Below are 15910 nucleotides of genomic sequence, written 5' to 3'. Positions count from 1 at the left end.
GCTTATTTGGGAAACTGGCTTTTATCGAGTCCGGGGATGATTTTGAGTGCGTTTTTATAGTAAAGCTTTTTCAAAACCTCGTCAGAAAGCCCCATTCCGTACATGCGCCAGAATGCGTGGTATTTTTTGTGATAAGGGAAATACTCATCTTCGGTTTCCAGCACGCGGAAATAGGTTGCATATTCGGCCGGCACCCAGCTGTCTTTTCCGAATAGTACCCGGTCCTGATATTTGTCAAAAAACTTTTTACCGGTTCTCGGCTGCCTTCCCAACTCCGCAATCACCGCCCCGATCTCGACATACATATTTGGGAATGCGGTCATGAGGCTATCCAGTTTCTTCAAATTGTTCGGATACCAGCCCATATGCGCATTAATAAAGATGGTTTTCGGGTTTTTGCGAAAAATGGCATGCTGCTCCGCAATGAGCGAATCGAAAGGTATGGGGTCGTTTGCTCCCCGGCGGCGGCCAGGATGCGTTTTTAATTCCAGCCAACGCTCATTATACCTGTCCATCGGATCCCAGAAAGACGGCACGTCCGCAGTATGGATAAGTACCGGAATACCCAATTCCCCGCATTTTTGCCAAACCGGCTGCAACCGGGAATCGCTCACGGATATGCGATTTCCTTTATCGTCTTTCAAACCGCTGAAACCTAGGTTTTTATAAATTTTTAATCCTTTCGCACCCATTTTTACATCTTCTTCCAGCTGGGCGACTGTCTTTGAAGTCCAGTCTTTTTCGCCAAAACCTTTGAATTGCAGATTGGTAAAAACAGCAATGCGTTTCGGCTGATTCTTTGCCACATTTTCGATGGAACCTTTCAATGTCGCAGTCCCTTCACTCCATTCCTGAGACCAGCCGCGGCCACTCAAATTGACCATAATACCCATATTCAGACTGTCCATCTGAGCAGTTAATGCTTTCAGGTCCTGGGTTGGCATTTGATACTGGTGATTATGTACATCGATAAAAGGGAATTTCGCCCGTTTTAACGGATGCTCCTCGACTTTTAATGTAGAAATGGGATCGTACTCTTCAAAACCCAGCGGCTGCGTGATCTGGGTGGCTTCCTGCGCGCGGCAGCTGATGAATGCACTTGCTAAAATGGTCAGGGAGAGTAGGATTTTCTTCATGCAGGAATTCGGGATTTGTTTAGATAAATACGTCTACTGAGTGACGCCGGGTTTATAGATCAATGCAATACAATGGGCGGCAATACCTTCTTCTCTTCCCACAAATCCCAGATGCTCGGAAGTGGTTGCTTTAATGGAAATATCTTCTTCGGCAATATTAGTAACTTCCGCCAGACAAGTTTTCATCGCCGGAATATGCGGGTTCAGTTTTGGATTTTGCAAAACAATCGTCACGTCCACATTACCCACCTCATAGCCTTTTTCCCGGATCATCTCCATTACTTTCGACAGCAGGATCTTACTGTCCACACCTTTCCATTGCGGATCCTTATCTGAAAAATGGTAGCCGATATTGCGAAGGTTTGCTGCGCCCAAAAGTGCGTCGCACAGCACGTGGCAAACGACGTCCGCGTCGGAATGTCCGTTTGCGCCGTGCGTGTGCGGGATTAAAATGCCTCCAAGCCAGAACGGCCTGCCTTCTACTAATTGATGAACGTCATAACCTTGACCTACGCGGAACGGGAGCATGTAAACTCAGCTATTTAAAAAAATTCAGAAGGTTAGCGATTTCTTCCAGAGAACCGATTCTTGTGTGCAGGCTTTTCTGACCAAACCTTAGTTCGGTTTGACCATCTTCCCAACGATCCAGACGATGAAGGAACTCCGCCATAAATTCTTCCGGATTACTGATTCTTTCGTTGTCCTTCATGTAAATAGTGCTTAAACAAATATAATAATTCTTTCTTAAGCTTAGACGTGGGAATCAGCGATTGGTCACACCTCGCAGGTGAGATTTTTTTGAAATTGGGAATAGAAAATAGAAAAGTGTAAGAATACTATTTAAGTTGCTCGACTTGCTGAGCTTTAAGCTTTTGCAATTCCTCGGCCTGGCTGGCAGATTTGAAATAATAATATAACCCGGCGATCAAAAATATTTTGGACAAGACAAAAACCGCTATAAAAGCAGGCCGCCAAAACTTATGAACCTTCATGTGCGTATCATTGACCTCAATGTCAAGATAAGGCGCTTTGATGTCCTGATCAGCCGACTTGAAAGCATGCTTTTCTTTCCTTTCGCGAAGGTTCCGTAACTGTATAATCTCACGTACAGCAGTCGGTGGAGTGACAGATTCGTGGACGAAATAGCTTCTGATATCCGATTCAAGATTCAATACATAATCAGCGAGCTCGCGATCCGCCGACATCATCTGCTTCACTTGTTCCTGTTCTTCATTTGTGGCAAAACCGAGTAAATGCGATTCTAAAATTCCACTTTCGATAAATTCCTGTGTTTTCAAAGTGTGTTCTGATTATGCGTTGCGATACGATTTGAAAAAGTCATGAAAGCTCCGGAGAACTTCTGATTTGGTAATATTCAGTTTCTTGGCAACTTCATCGGGAGTAAATCCCTGACGGAAAGCAAGTTCGAATATATTTTGAGGTGATAGGGAATCGGCATCGACGGCATCTTCCTCATTTGCCGGAACCAGTGCTGTGAGCTTGCGTTTTGCTTCCACTGCCTTTGCCCTCGCCAGCTTGATCACGCATGCCGCAAAGGTAAACGGGTAACTGTTGCAGGATTGTAACTGGGGGGAAGAAAATACGCTGACCAACACTTCCTGGGCCAAATGCGGCTGTGGCAGGATCTGTAGTATGATTCCATAAGCCATAGCTCCAAATTTATCATATATTTCGAGGGAGGACAGGCTGTTATTGCTAGCTAACGGTTGTGGACTGACCCCGTTGTTTATCCTTTCTAATTCATTCATACACGACAATTAATTAAAGCACAATATTAGTGAATCGGAGAGTTTCAAGTGTCTGAGTTTTAAAGGTTGTAGACTAATAGTCGCGAAAAGTAAACCTGTGTATGGTAAATTTAATAGAATAACCTTATTAATTGCTATTGATAATTTAAAAGTCTGACATGATATCCGGGGAAATCATAAAAACGTCGAATCGAAATTGTCCGGTTTTTTGCTTTTAAACAATCTCTGTCAATCATTAAATTTGCGGGATGAAAGAGAAAATCGCAGTCATATTCGACATGGATGGCGTCATTTGCCATACCAATCCGTACCATTCAAAAGCATTCAGAGAGTTTTTCTCGAGACGCGACCTGGCGCCGACAGACGAGGAATTCGCGCAGCATATGTTTGGGAAAAGCAATAGTTATATTCTCAGCCATTTCCTTCAACGTGTTGTGGAAGGCGAAGAATTGTTGCAGATGGAGGATGAAAAAGAAAGTCTTTTCCGGCAGATTTATGAACCTTACATTAAGCCGATTGAAGGTATTGTAGAATTCATGGAGGATTTGAAACAACACGGCGTCGAACTGGGTGTTGCAACTTCCGCTCCGCACGCAAATCTGGAATTAATATTAAGTAAAGTACCGGTTCGCTCACATTTAGGTTCGATCCTGGCAAGTGAAAATGTAAAAAAGCACAAGCCGGATCCTGAGGTATATCTCACATCCGCAAAAAATCTGGGAGTAACCCCAGACCAATGCGTTGTTTTCGAAGACTCTTTTTCAGGTGTTACCGCTGCGCTGAACGCAGGAATGCGGGTAGTAGGTGTTCTCAGCTCGCATTCAGCAGATGAATTACCACCTTGTAATTTTTATGTTGAAAATTACAAAGACCTGTCTTTTGCCAAAATCCAGGAATTGTTTTGAATGCACTAAAGAGTCGTTGAATCTTTGACCTTCACATCAAACGCGCCCGTCATCACTTTTTCGTTGCGTTTTACCTGTAGGAAAATGCGGTAACGTCCATCTCTCGGAAATGCATAAGGAAACGAAATGCGGTTGCCATGCTCCATTCCGTTCATTCCAGTTCCCGTGCTGTTGTACATACCCATTTCAGTCATCAGGAATTCTTCGCGTTCCAGGGTTGACATCGCTTTTAACCGGGCGAGATGTTGATCAACACTATCTCTGAAGATCGCAGGAGATGGTCGTTTGACCACTTTTGCAGTATCGGCAATGCGGTTTTGAAAACGTGTTCCGGCTGCCATGGCAATGGAGCCAGACGGATGCAAATGGATATAAACGGAACCATCCGACCGGATCACGGCCACGTGGCCCGTCATTCCCAGGTAAGGTTCAGGCAGGCATGGGCTACCATCGGGATTAAAGATCTCAAAATTGAGCTGATACGGTTTTCCTGCCTCAAGAGCTTTGTCGGGCTTGCCTTCCCAAATGGCATAGGAGCCGTCTTTGAAAACAGTTTTAGTGCCCGGCTGGCCGCAGATCACCACATTTTCATCCATCAATGAAGCTTTTCCAGGGAGGTCGATCGGGTCGGTAACTACATAGGTATCTTCTCCGGTCAATTCGGAAGTTGTCAGGAGATTTTCGTTTGGAGCGCCGATTACCAGCGTATCTACGATCGTCTCGGCGAACCCGGAAAACTGAACAATGTCTGAGTAAGCAATGTATTTTCCTGCGGGTAACTTTGGTAAAAGTGCTTCAAATGTGACGCTGTCTTTCCGTTCGGGATGGATGTGGGCAAATGCGTCGAGCCCGGGCATACGGATCAAAAAAGTGTGCATCAGCTTTCCGTGATCAGGTATCAGCGTACTGAGCATACTTCCGCGTGACTTTTTGTCCCATTCGCGCGTGTCTATTTTTAGCTGGAAAATCCGCTGATCTGAATTATCCAAAACTGCCGCATTTCCTTTAATTGGTTTGTAAAGCCATTGTTTGTATTCAGCAGCCCAGCTATCCCACCAGCTGCTTCCGCCATATAATATCAATGTACACACAAGGACAGCAATGCCCATGTTAATCCGTTTTTTTCGCTTTTGTGAAACGGTTAGTACTTCGCCGGGTTTCAAAAGTCCGTCACCGACACTGGCCCCGATGGTAGTGATCATCAAAAGAAAAAGAATGACACCGAGTATGCTCAATCCGATCCCAAGTTGTTTGGGCATATCTCTTTCTGCGGTGGAAACAGCCACAATGGGAACAATCATCTCGCCTTTTCCATTTGCTCCCTCAATGGTGAACTGGGCGCTCGACGAGCCCCATTCCATTAACCAGATTACTCCCTGAAACTGGCCCTTCTGATCCGGTACCTGGGCAAGTTCGTCTGCAGATGGCGCACCTTTATCACCGGAATAAAAATAAACCGGACGTGCGGCAACCCGGGTAACACCGGGATTCTCGATGAATACCGAAACTTTTGCGGTACCGGGGATTACATCCGGGGGCTGAATGCTCACCAGGACTTTGTAGGGTCCGGCTTGTCCCTGCATTTGTACGCCCGAACTTCCCACGTGAGCCTGGGCAACGGAACAAATCAATAAAAGTGCGAGAGATAAAAACGTTTTCATCGTTGAATTTTATGCATCCAATTGCCCCAGGCAAGGCCAATGCGGGTGGAAATTAATGTTGCGATCAAAGCGATACCTAACCCTTTTGACAGTGTGCCGAAGTCTTCCAGCATCCACGGGCCAAATTTGTACCGGTACTCCCATTCCGGCGGATTTCCAAAATACCAATAGTGACTTCCAAAAAACCAGTTTCTCGCATAAGGTGATTCCATTAAAAAACCACCGAAAAACCATTGAACTACAAAAAATACGATGAGGAAAGCGAAGCCGAGAAGGGGTGTCAACTGCCAGTCGTTCAGGTAACCGAAACGATGTCTGAGCAAGTCCATGGCGAAGGCTGGTAAGATTAAAAGCAATGGAAACTGAAAGCCCTGATAATGATCGAAATGATTTAGAATGGGGCCGAGCTTGGGTTCGGCCGGGAATAATGGAATGATCCATAATGTGAGCAGCATCAAAATCGTGTAAACGGCGGCTACGGCAGTTATCGTCCATTTATGGTTGACAGCTTTACCGACTGCCATTAATAAGATAGGAAATGCGGCTCCCGAGAAAATGTAAAAGCTGGACCGGCGAACCCGCATTCGCCCCAATTCTTCTGATATCAGTGTATACCAGATTGTCAGCAGGAAACCGGCAGAGAGTGCAAAAAGCACGAACAAAACGGAGTTCAATGCTTTTTCCTGATTGGTGGTCATGTTTTTTAAAAACTTAACCTGATTTTTAATCGCGATCACACTGATCATCGCACCAAACTGGATGCCTATAATGCCGAGGATCAGCACGGTATGCGGCGGGGAAAGAATGGTCACATCCAGACCATAAGTGTTGTGCCACCAGTCATCAAACGGGGCCGAAGTGAGCATGGATAATGCGCCCCACACGCAGAAAAGCGAGCCGAGTGAACTGTAAAAAAAGCCCCAAATCTTAACGCTTGTTGCTTTTTCTTCTTTACTGCCCCAAAATGTCTTTCTTAAAATCTCATAACCTGAAAACAAACCTGAAACAACCGCGCCGAGGTAAATGACCAGGTGTGGAGGAGATAACAATCCGTCCCGGCCGATGCTCAAATGCCAGCAAATGTCCCAGATTAGGCCTGTGATGACGCAGAACGAGGCAAATACAGTTGCGAAAATGTACACCGGAATGCGGGGGCTACTTTTCGCGAGGTGCATTCTTGCAGTGTCCGTCGGTGGGGGAGGGCTGAGGGTCGTCGACATGATTTGATCGTCAAAATGGACGCATTGCTTTTACAAAGCGACCCTTAAAATAAGTAGAAAATAGATTATCCTCCCTAACACCGCGCGAAGTAGAAGCATGAATAAAAATGATTTCCTGCTGACCTCTCACATCGGTAACAATTCCTGCGTGTGAAACGTATCCTTCCTTACCGGCTTCGGGAACAAAAAAGAGCCAGTCTCCGGCTTTAATGTCTTCTAATTTAGCTACTTCCTGGCCAAATTCCGATTGCTGCCAGGAGATCCGCGGCACTTTTACGCCCACTTCGGAATAAACCGAGCAGATGAGCCCGGAGCAGTCAATGCCGTTTTTATCATTACCACCCGACCTATATGGAGTGCCTGTGTACGTCCGCGCGACCTGAACGACTTGTGGAATGGCAGCTGTTGAAACAGATCCCGGACGAGCATATTGAGGTTTTGTTGCGGCAGCTGGCTTGCGCACCGGGGCTTTGGCGACCGGCCTCCGGTTCGTCAACGTTTTACGTGTTCCCGGACGCGAAGAAGTGGAGCGCTCCGGCGCTTTACGCAGCGTGTCGCAGGAAAATTGAAGGATGGCAAATGAAAGAATGCAAATGATTGGTAAAAAAGAAAAGGGAATCTGCTTCTTCATGCGTAAGCGGCGAATGGAATATGTTATCTCAAAAATAGCAAGAAAATTTAGCTCAAAGGAATCAAAACGGCTGCGCTGCCTGATTATTCAACTGCTTTTGGCGTGAAAAATTGTAGCAAATGTTATGTCTCTGGCTGCTTTGTAAGTAGTTTTGCGACTGACTGTCATACCGTTTAAATCTTATTTCTGCGAATGAAAATTATTTGTGTAGGCCGGAATTACACCGAGCATATTGCTGAACTGAACAACGAAAAACCAGATGCGCCGGTTATATTCCTAAAACCTGAAACGGCGCTCGTTCGAACCGGAGATCCGTTTTTCTATCCGGATTTTTCAAAAGACGTGCATCATGAAGTGGAGCTGGTCGTGAAGATAAACCGGGTAGGCAAGAACATTGAAGAAAGGTTTGCGCACAAATATTACGACGAGATTGGTGTTGGCATCGATTTTACCGCGCGTGATCTTCAATCGGAGCTGAAAAGCAAAGGGTTGCCCTGGGAATTAGCAAAGGCATTTAATGGTTCCGCGCCGGTTTCGGAGTTTGTGCCGGTGAGTGATTATGCAGACATTCAGAATATTAATTTCAGTCTGGATATAAATGGAGAAACGCGGCAGAACGGGAATTCTTCGATGATGCTTTATCGGATCAACTACCTTATTTCGTTTGTTTCAAAATATTTTATGTTGAAAAAAGGCGACCTGATCTTCACAGGCACGCCCAAAGGTGTTTCAGCAGTGAAAGTTGGTGACAAGCTAACCGCATCCATTGAAGGCAAGAAGATGCTCGAATTATTCGTTAGATAAACCATATCGCCAAACTTCACGATAGTCCCCCAATCATACACTTTTTTCATGCATCATCACTTTCGGGCTGGTGTCCGTTTCGGTTTCATTTTGTTGGTTTTAGTAGTTTTTGGTCAATGGTCAATTGCTCAAAAACAATCTTATCCAAAAGGGTATTACCAATTTCCGATTCGTCCGGGGCTGGCTAATTCACTGGCAGGCGGCTTGGGTGACCTCCGATCCAATCATTTTCATGCCGGCTTGGACATCCGCACGCAGCAGCGGGAAGGGTTGCCTGTGTATGCGGCTGCGGAAGGGTATGTTTTCAAAGTCGCGGTGCAGCGAAGTGGTTATGGGAATGTGATTTTTCTGCGGCATCCAAATGGGCAGACCACCGTTTATGGGCATTTGTTGAAATTCGGCGGTGCATTAGGCAATTACGTCCGGGAGGAGCAATATAAAAAACAGACTTTTGAGATTGAACTGTTTCCGGAAGAAGGAAAATATGCCTTTAAAAAAGGAGAGGTTATCGCACTTTCAGGCAATACCGGAGGATCGGCCGGGCCGCATTTGCATTTCGAGATCAGAGATTCCAATAATAATTACCTCAATCCCCTGTATTTTGGATTTAATGAAATAAAAGACGTTACCCCGCCAAAATTCGTCAACCTTGCCATCCGGCCCATGGACATTAATGGTCGGGTTAATAAGCAATTTGATCGTAAAATATATACGCCGGTAAAATTGGCTGACGGTTCGTACCGGTTGACAGAGCCCGTATCAGCGACCGGATTAATTGGTATTGAAATGGTTGCTCATGACCAGATGACGGGCACCGGGTTTCGGTACGGACTTCAATGCATTGAGATAAAGATGGATGGCAGTGAGCTTTTTTCATATAACATGGAAATTTTCCCCGCCACTCCAACCCGCGATTATAATAATCTGATCGACTACGCAACAGAGCAGAAAACGGGGCAGAGGTTTTTAAAATGCTACGTCCCGGATGGCAATAACTTCAATCTCTATAAAACAGATTCGTATCGGGGGAAACTCAATATTACGGACACATTGACCCATGAAGTGCGGATCAGAATATCGGATTCGTATGAAAATTTTTCAGAGCTGATATTTAATGTAAAAGGCGAGCCGCAAAATCCGCCGCTGCCGGTGCATGACATCGAAGTAAATCCGGAATGGGTCGCAACCGATGTGCAGGAAAATACGCTTGTCGTAAAAGCGAAATATTACAAGAGCTCCATTCCATTTGCTACTTATTTTGCAGATGGTAAGGAAATAAAAAAGGAACCTGATTTCTACGCTGCAGAATCCGCCGTTTTTCTCACTGATCTGAGAGAATACCGGCCCGATTCGGTTAAAGTGAATGCGACAACCGTAAAAACCTATCTGAGAAGTCCTGTTTTTCCGGGTAGTCCGGCCAGTTACAGGTCGGATAAATGGGGGATTGATTTCCAGGCGACTAGTCTGTTCGATACGCTGTTTTTGACGGGTCAGAGAAATTTTAATGCACTTACGATCAACCATCGGGGAACTGCGTTGAATGATCACGTCAGTGTCTCTTTAATACCCGAAAAAGTGCCGGACAACAAAGAAAAAACACGTGTGTATCGCTATCTGGACGGTTACTACCGGTTTTTAGGCGGATTATGGTCCGGCGATACGATCAAATTTGACACGCGTGAACTTGGGACTTTCGTAATCCAGGAAGATACACTTCCGCCCAAAGTCAGGTTGGTAGAACATAGCCAACACAGGATCCGGGGATACATCAGCGACGCCGTTTCGGGCATTGGCCACTTTAAAGCGCTCGTTAATGGGGAATGGGTTTTATTGAATTACGATTATAAAAAAAGCTATATATGGTCTGAGAAACAGGATGATAGCCTTCCTTTCGAAGGTGAACTTATGCTTGAAGTAACAGACAGGGCAGGAAATAGCACTATCTTGCGAACAGAATTAGTAGATCCGGTTGTTGTACGTAAAAAAACCAAAGCTACTAAGCAACGCAAAAAATAAAGTATGGAACTTCAGGTGGGCGATCCGGCACCGGCATTTAAGTTAAAGAATCAGGATGGGGAAGAAGTAAAACTTTCCGATTTCAAAGGAGAAAAAGTGATTCTATACTTTTATCCAAAAGACAACACACCTACCTGTACCACACAAGCCTGCAATATCAGGGATAACTATCAGTCGCTACTTAAAAAAGGTTATAAAGTACTGGGAATAAGTACCGATGATCAGAAGTCACATGTAAGGTTTATCAAGAAATATCAGCTACCTTTTCCATTGTTGTCAGATACCGATCATGAGATGGTGAATGCATATGGCGTTTGGGGTGAAAAAACGACTTTTGGGCGTACCTATATGGGGCTATTGCGCACGACATTCGTCATAGATGAAAACGGGCTGATCCAGGAAATCATCAGGAAGGTTGAATCTAAGAATCACACTGATCAAATTTTGAGGAATAGTTAATAATAATCAGTCATTTAAGAATTCGGAATTGAGGGACATTTACATGGTTCTTCTCGTTTCGGAGCCAATTGACCAAGCATAATCAATAGAAAATAACAATGGAAATTGAACAATTAGAAAAGGTTGCTTCGCAGGTCCGCCGGGACATCGTCCGAATGGTGCATGGTTGCCAGTCGGGTCACCCGGGAGGTTCCCTGGGCTGCACAGAATTATTTGTGGCACTCTACTTTGAGCGCCTGAAATTGAAAGAGCAGGATGGAAAGCCGGTATTTGACATGAACGGCACGGATGAGGATATTTTCTTTTTATCAAATGGACATATTTCGCCGGTTTGGTACAGTGTGCTGGCGCGTCGCGGGTATTTCCCGGTTGAGGAGCTTGCTACGTTCCGTAAACTGGATTCGCGTCTTCAGGGCCACCCTACCACGCACGAACATCTGGAAGGTATCCGGATCGCATCTGGCTCACTGGGTCAGGGGCTTTCGGTTGCATTAGGCGCTGCGCAGGCAAAAAAGCTGAATGGCGATAAAGGTCTGGTGTATGTATTGATGGGCGATGGCGAGCAGCAGGAAGGTCAGGTTTGGGAAGCGGTAACATTTGCTCCACATGCGCAGGTTGATAACCTGATCGCATTCATTGATTTGAATGGACAGCAGATCGACGGCCCGACAGTGAAGGTAATGAACAACCGTGATCTTGGTAAAAAATACGAAGCTTTCGGCTGGGAAGTAATTTCCATTGAAGAAGGCAATGATATGGCTGCGGTTCTGAAAGGACTTTACGAAGCCAAAAGCCGACTGGGCCACGGCAGGCCAATTTTGGTTTTGTTGCACACGGGAATGGGCTTTGGAGTCGATTTCATGATGGGTAGCCACAAATGGCATGGTGTTGCGCCGAATGACGAACAATTAGCGGCGGCATTGGGACAGTTGGAAGAATCTTTAGGCGACTATTAAAAGAATTAACTCATAATGAAAAAATACACTTTCACTGAAAAGAAAGATACCCGTTCAGGTTTTGGTGCCGGAATGCACGTGCTGGGCCAGCAAAATCCAAATGTGGTTGCACTTTGTGCGGACCTGGTAGGCTCTTTAAAACTGGAACCGTTTATCAAGGAAAATCCGGACCGGTTTATACAATGCGGAATTTCTGAGGCGAATATGATCGGAATGTCTGCGGGTCTGACGATCGGCGGGAAAATCCCTTTTGCCACCACATTTGCCAATTTTGCAACGGGCCGGGTTTATGATCAGATTCGTCAGAGCGTAGCCTATTCGAACAAAAACGTAAAAATCTGTGCATCTCATGCAGGTCTTACCCTCGGTGAGGACGGTGCTACGCACCAGATTTTGGAAGATATCGGAATGATGAAGATGTTGCCGGGAATGACGGTAATCAATCCTTGCGATTTTAACCAGACAAAAGCGGCCACGATTGCGATTGCTGAGTATGAAGGCCCGGTTTACCTGCGTTTCGGTCGTCCGGTGATCCCTATTTTTACCGATGCTGACCAGAAATTTGAAATTGGAAAAGCATGGATGGTGAATGAAGGTACGGATGTGAGCATTTTCGCGACCGGGCACATGGTTTGGGAAGCGATCCAGGCGGGTGAGCTGCTGGAAGCGGAAGGTATCAATGCGGAAATCATTAATATCCACACCATTAAACCACTCGACGAGGAAGCTATTTTGAAATCAGTCGAAAAAACGGGTTGTGTTGTTTCAGCAGAGGAACATAACCGTATTGGTGGGCTGGGCGATAGCATTGCACAGGTTTTAGTAAAACATAGACTTGCTCCCCAGGAATATGTAGCCGTAGATGATAGCTTTGGAGAAAGCGGTACCCCGGCTCAGCTTATGGAGAAATACGGGTTGACGGCTAAACACATTGTGGAGGCTGCAAAACGCGCAATCGCGAGAAAATAGGCTACGATTTTTATACTGATCTTTAAAAAGATCCATTGACATAAGTCCTGCGGAAAGGTGAAACCAGTGTTCTTCACTCCGCAGGACTTAAGTTTTATTTGCCCTGAACAAAAAAATAAATTATTATTGACTTGCATTGATTTGGGTTTTAAAACGACGCATTGACGTTTTTTTCAATCTAAATTGAATATCAGGATAGTACGGATTAAATGTCTGACGAGGAATTATTAGCTCTTTTTGAAAATCCCGAAACGCGCCGGAACGCTTTCAACCAATTGGTGCGCAAGTATCAGCAAAAGGTGTATTGGCTGATTCGCAAGATGGTTGTGGACCACGATGATGCGAATGATATCACTCAGGATGTTTTTTTGAAAGCGTGGACTGCATTGGAAAACTTTCGCGGGGATTCCAAACTGTATACCTGGCTTTACCGGATTGCAAGTAATGAAGCGATCAATTTTCTTAACAAAAAACGCAGGAAATTTTTCGTGCCGATTTACGATGTGGAGAATGAATTGAGTGAAAAACTGGAAGCTGACCCTGATCTGAGCGGCGATGCGATACAGCTCAAACTACAGAAGGCATTATTAAAATTACCAGAAAAGCAGAGACTGGTTTTCAACCTGAAGTATTTCGAAGAATTGCCTTACGAAGAGATTTCGGAGATTACCGGAACGTCGGTTGGAGCGCTAAAAGCCTCATATCATTGGGCTACGAAAAAAATTGAGGATTTTTTAAATAATACGGATTAAACTATTGACGATTGCCTTGGTCAAACCTTTACAAGTTTGGAAATATAATTAATCATGGACAAAGAACGTATACGGCTGGATGATCTGAAAAGAAAGGTACCTTTTTCTGTACCTGAGGATTATTTTGACAAATTGCCTCAGACCATACTTTCCCGAATCCCTGCGGAGCCTGCCAAAAAACCTGTATTTGACTGGGGATGGCAAAGGTGGACGAGCCTTGCTGCGGCCATGGCGTTGATTTTGGTGCTGGTGTGGGTGACCGTCCCCGAGCGTCAGGGATCACTGGGTCAGGAACCGTTGAGCGGGATCAGCAATGCGTCGATCGTCAATTATCTGGAGGAAGAAAACATAAGTTATTACGATTTGAGCGAGCATAAGGTAGTTCAAAAAGCATTTGATACGGATTCGACGGTGCTCAATTACCTTGACGGGCTGGACGACGAGGTTCTTCGTCAGCAAATTCAGGAATCTGTTTTAGCATCAGAGACAATATGACCCTAATGAATAAATAATATGGACATTAAATTATTAGCCAATCAGTATCGTAAGGTCTTTATCATTCTGTTTGTCACTTTTAGCGCGGTAACTTCAGTTCAGGCGCAGCACAAGTCAGAAGAAGAGATAAAGAGGATTCAGGATGCAAAAGTGGCCATTATCACGAATCGCCTGAATTTGACAGCTGAACAATCGGCTGGGTTTTGGCCGATATATAATGAGTACTCTCAGAAAAGAAGGGAAATTCACCGCGCTCAAAGAAAGATCATCAATGATAAAAAGGCGGATGGGAAAACAGATGATCAGGTGTTGAATAACCTGAATGAGGTGCAGGATTTGAGACAAAAGGATATTGACCTTGAAAAGGAATATCAGACTAAGTTTTTAAAAGTGATTTCTGCGAGTCAGGTTATCGAGCTGTATAAGGCAGAGCGCACATTTAACGATATGTTGATCCAGCGGCTTAAACAGCGATAATGTAAAGACTTCTAACCTGCTTTTTCGACTTACTACAAAATAAATCCCGCAACTGGCTTTACCGGTTGCGGGATTTTTATATTAATGACCGCCTACTACTTCAACGTTGTTGATGCCTTTCGTCTGGACCGTGATATTTCTCAGCGGGGCTGAGTGTTTCTTGAAATCCTGAATGATCTCAAGTACATCATAATCAATGTTCAGCGATTTGCTGCCATCGATCACCACCGTCGAACCATCGGGCAATTTATCGAGTGTGGCACTGATGCTCCCTTTGTTGAGGAAGGTTACTTCCTCGGAAAGGATCAATGTAATCACGTCTCCGTCACGATGCTGTTCTTTAATGTAGTGGTACGAATGCTGGTAATTTTTCCTTAATATAAAGTAAATCGCCACGACCATTCCGATACCGATGCCTTTTAGCAAATCGGTGCTCAAAATTGCAACGATGGTAACAATGAAAGGGATAAACTGCTCCCTGCCAAGACTATACATTCCTTTGTATAATGAGAATTTGGACAGCTTGTAGCCAACCATCAACAGAATCGCAGCCAGGGAAGCGAGTGGAATGAAATTCAGCAAATGCGGAATAAACACCGCAGAAAGCAGCAAAATAGAACCATGAACAATAGTACTCATTCTTGTACGACCGCCAGAATCGATATTAGCGGAGCTTCGTACAATTACCTGAGTGATTGGCAGGCCGCCGATCAACCCGGAAGAGATGTTGCCCATCCCTTGTGCGATCAGCTCGCGGTTCGTAGGCGTATTTCGCTTGAATGGATCCAGCTTATCAGTCGCTTCGACCGAAAGTAATGTCTCCAGACTCGCCACAATCGCCAGCGTAACGGCAACCGTATATACTTCGACTCTTCCAAAAGCGGAAAAATCGGGTGTTTTGAAAAAAGTCAAAAACTCACTGGCGCTCGATGCTACCGGTAATTGTACAAGATGGCCGCCGGAAAGCTGCCAGGCAGGAATCAGCGCTGCGAAAGCAATGTTCAGTAAAATGCCGATCATTACAACAAACAGCGCACCGGGTATGAAGCGAAAAAGCTGGATTTTCTTCATGAACGGCCTGTCGAAAAGTATGAGCAGACCCAAAGAAATGGCAGAAATAACAATGGCGCCGATACTACTGTATTTCACAGCATTAAGCAGCTCGGTGAACGTATTCTGCCCGTCTTTCTGATCGAATGCTTCGTCTCCCATGAAGTCGGCATCATAACCTAGCGCATGAGGTATTTCCTTTAAAATAAGGGTAATACCTATGGCGGCGAGCATCCCTTTTATAACTGAAGATGGGAAGTAATAACCAATGATCCCGGCATTCAGAAAACCTGCGACTACCTGTAGCATTCCCGCGAGGACTACGGCAAGCAGAAAAGCTTCAAAGCTGCCCAGGGTATCAAGCGCGTTCAGCACGATTACAACGAGCCCGGCAGCTGGCCCGGCTACTCCAAGAGATGAACCACTGATTGAACCGACGACAATCCCGCCGATCACACCAGCAATTATTCCCGAAAAAAGGAGGTCCGAGCGCCCGGTGGATGCCAGGGCTATTCCCAGGCAAAGCGGTAATGCCACCAGATACACGACAAGCCCGGATGGGAAATCGTATTTAATATTGGACAATATATTATTCTTATTCAATGACATA

The 15910-nt window shown here is 45.2% G+C and carries 18 protein-coding genes; 9 read left to right on the top strand and 9 right to left on the bottom strand.

Features of this window, described 5'->3' with window-relative positions; genetic code table 11:
* Window positions 1–2 precede the first annotated feature (2 nt).
* The 5 genes from LZG72_RS15180 to LZG72_RS15160 all read right to left on the bottom strand — a co-directional run bounded on the left by LZG72_RS15180 (window position 3) and on the right by LZG72_RS15160 (window position 2806).
* Complete coding sequence (locus tag LZG72_RS15180) at window positions 3–1136, bottom strand: amidohydrolase family protein (RefSeq protein ID WP_233873898.1); 1134 nt, start codon at window positions 1134–1136, stop codon at window positions 3–5.
* 33 nt (window positions 1137–1169) lie between these two features.
* Window positions 1170–1664, bottom strand: a complete 495-nt coding sequence (gene ispF, locus LZG72_RS15175) for a 2-C-methyl-D-erythritol 2,4-cyclodiphosphate synthase (RefSeq protein WP_233873895.1) — start codon at window positions 1662–1664, stop codon at window positions 1170–1172.
* 10 nt (window positions 1665–1674) lie between these two features.
* A complete protein-coding gene (locus LZG72_RS15170) occupies window positions 1675–1845 on the bottom strand; it encodes a hypothetical protein (RefSeq protein ID WP_233873892.1) in 171 nt (56 codons plus the stop codon).
* Window positions 1846–1972: 127 nt separating this feature from the next.
* Window positions 1973–2434: a hypothetical protein gene (locus LZG72_RS15165; protein WP_233873888.1), complete on the bottom strand. Its 462-nt coding sequence runs from the start codon at window positions 2432–2434 to the stop codon at window positions 1973–1975.
* 12 nt (window positions 2435–2446) lie between these two features.
* Entirely contained in the window at window positions 2447–2806 is a 360-nt protein-coding gene (locus LZG72_RS15160; protein ID WP_233873885.1) for a hypothetical protein, read from the bottom strand.
* Window positions 2807–3153: 347 nt separating this feature from the next.
* Here LZG72_RS15160 and LZG72_RS15155 point away from each other — a divergent pair, with 347 nt between their 5' ends.
* Window positions 3154–3810: an HAD family phosphatase gene (locus LZG72_RS15155; protein WP_233873882.1), complete on the top strand. Its 657-nt coding sequence runs from the start codon at window positions 3154–3156 to the stop codon at window positions 3808–3810.
* A 5-nt stretch (window positions 3811–3815) separates the two neighbouring features.
* Here LZG72_RS15155 and LZG72_RS15150 read toward each other — a convergent pair whose 3' ends face one another.
* Genes LZG72_RS15150 through LZG72_RS15140 form a run of 3 tightly spaced genes read right to left on the bottom strand, consistent with a single transcriptional unit; the run spans window position 3816 to window position 7322 of the window.
* Window positions 3816–5471 (bottom strand): hypothetical protein, encoded by a 1656-nt coding sequence (locus LZG72_RS15150; RefSeq protein WP_233873879.1) that lies wholly within the window; start codon window positions 5469–5471, stop codon window positions 3816–3818.
* The gene (locus LZG72_RS15145) at window positions 5468–6691 is read right to left on the bottom strand and encodes a hypothetical protein (protein WP_233873876.1); all 1224 of its coding nucleotides are present in this window, start codon (window positions 6689–6691) and stop codon (window positions 5468–5470) included. Before LZG72_RS15145 ends, LZG72_RS15150 begins: the two co-directional genes overlap by 4 nt.
* A gap of 10 nt (window positions 6692–6701) precedes the next feature.
* Entirely contained in the window at window positions 6702–7322 is a 621-nt protein-coding gene (locus LZG72_RS15140; RefSeq protein WP_233873873.1) for a C40 family peptidase, read from the bottom strand.
* Between the two features lie 192 nt (window positions 7323–7514).
* On the opposite strand from LZG72_RS15140, the gene LZG72_RS15135 reads away from it, so the two are divergent.
* The 8 genes from LZG72_RS15135 (at window position 7515) to LZG72_RS15100 (ending at window position 14250) form a co-directional block, all read left to right on the top strand.
* Entirely contained in the window at window positions 7515–8126 is a 612-nt protein-coding gene (locus tag LZG72_RS15135) for a fumarylacetoacetate hydrolase family protein (RefSeq protein WP_233873870.1), read from the top strand.
* 48 nt (window positions 8127–8174) lie between these two features.
* Window positions 8175–10142, top strand: coding sequence for a M23 family metallopeptidase (locus LZG72_RS15130; protein ID WP_233873867.1), 1968 nt, complete (start codon window positions 8175–8177; stop codon window positions 10140–10142).
* Between the two features lie 3 nt (window positions 10143–10145).
* The gene (gene bcp / locus LZG72_RS15125) at window positions 10146–10601 is read left to right on the top strand and encodes a thioredoxin-dependent thiol peroxidase (protein WP_233873864.1); all 456 of its coding nucleotides are present in this window, start codon (window positions 10146–10148) and stop codon (window positions 10599–10601) included.
* Between the two features lie 98 nt (window positions 10602–10699).
* On the top strand, window positions 10700–11557 hold the full coding sequence (locus LZG72_RS15120) for a transketolase (RefSeq protein WP_233873861.1): 858 nt from the start codon (window positions 10700–10702) through the stop codon (window positions 11555–11557).
* Window positions 11558–11572: 15 nt separating this feature from the next.
* Window positions 11573–12526: a transketolase family protein gene (locus tag LZG72_RS15115; protein ID WP_233873858.1), complete on the top strand. Its 954-nt coding sequence runs from the start codon at window positions 11573–11575 to the stop codon at window positions 12524–12526.
* Window positions 12527–12735: 209 nt separating this feature from the next.
* On the top strand, window positions 12736–13278 hold the full coding sequence (locus LZG72_RS15110) for an RNA polymerase sigma factor (protein ID WP_233873855.1): 543 nt from the start codon (window positions 12736–12738) through the stop codon (window positions 13276–13278).
* A 54-nt stretch (window positions 13279–13332) separates the two neighbouring features.
* Window positions 13333–13773, top strand: a complete 441-nt coding sequence (locus LZG72_RS15105) for a hypothetical protein (protein ID WP_233873852.1) — start codon at window positions 13333–13335, stop codon at window positions 13771–13773.
* An 18-nt stretch (window positions 13774–13791) separates the two neighbouring features.
* On the top strand, window positions 13792–14250 hold the full coding sequence (locus LZG72_RS15100; protein WP_233873849.1) for a hypothetical protein: 459 nt from the start codon (window positions 13792–13794) through the stop codon (window positions 14248–14250).
* Between the two features lie 81 nt (window positions 14251–14331).
* On the opposite strand, the gene LZG72_RS15095 is transcribed toward LZG72_RS15100, so the two are convergent.
* On the bottom strand, window positions 14332–15909 hold the full coding sequence (locus LZG72_RS15095) for a SulP family inorganic anion transporter (protein WP_233873846.1): 1578 nt from the start codon (window positions 15907–15909) through the stop codon (window positions 14332–14334).
* Window position 15910 lies beyond the last annotated feature (1 nt).

This window comes from Dyadobacter sp. CY323 (assembly GCF_021390245.1).
Taxonomy (GTDB): Bacteria; Bacteroidota; Bacteroidia; order Cytophagales; family Spirosomataceae; genus Dyadobacter.
This window is presented reverse-complemented; position numbering and strand designations above follow the sequence as displayed.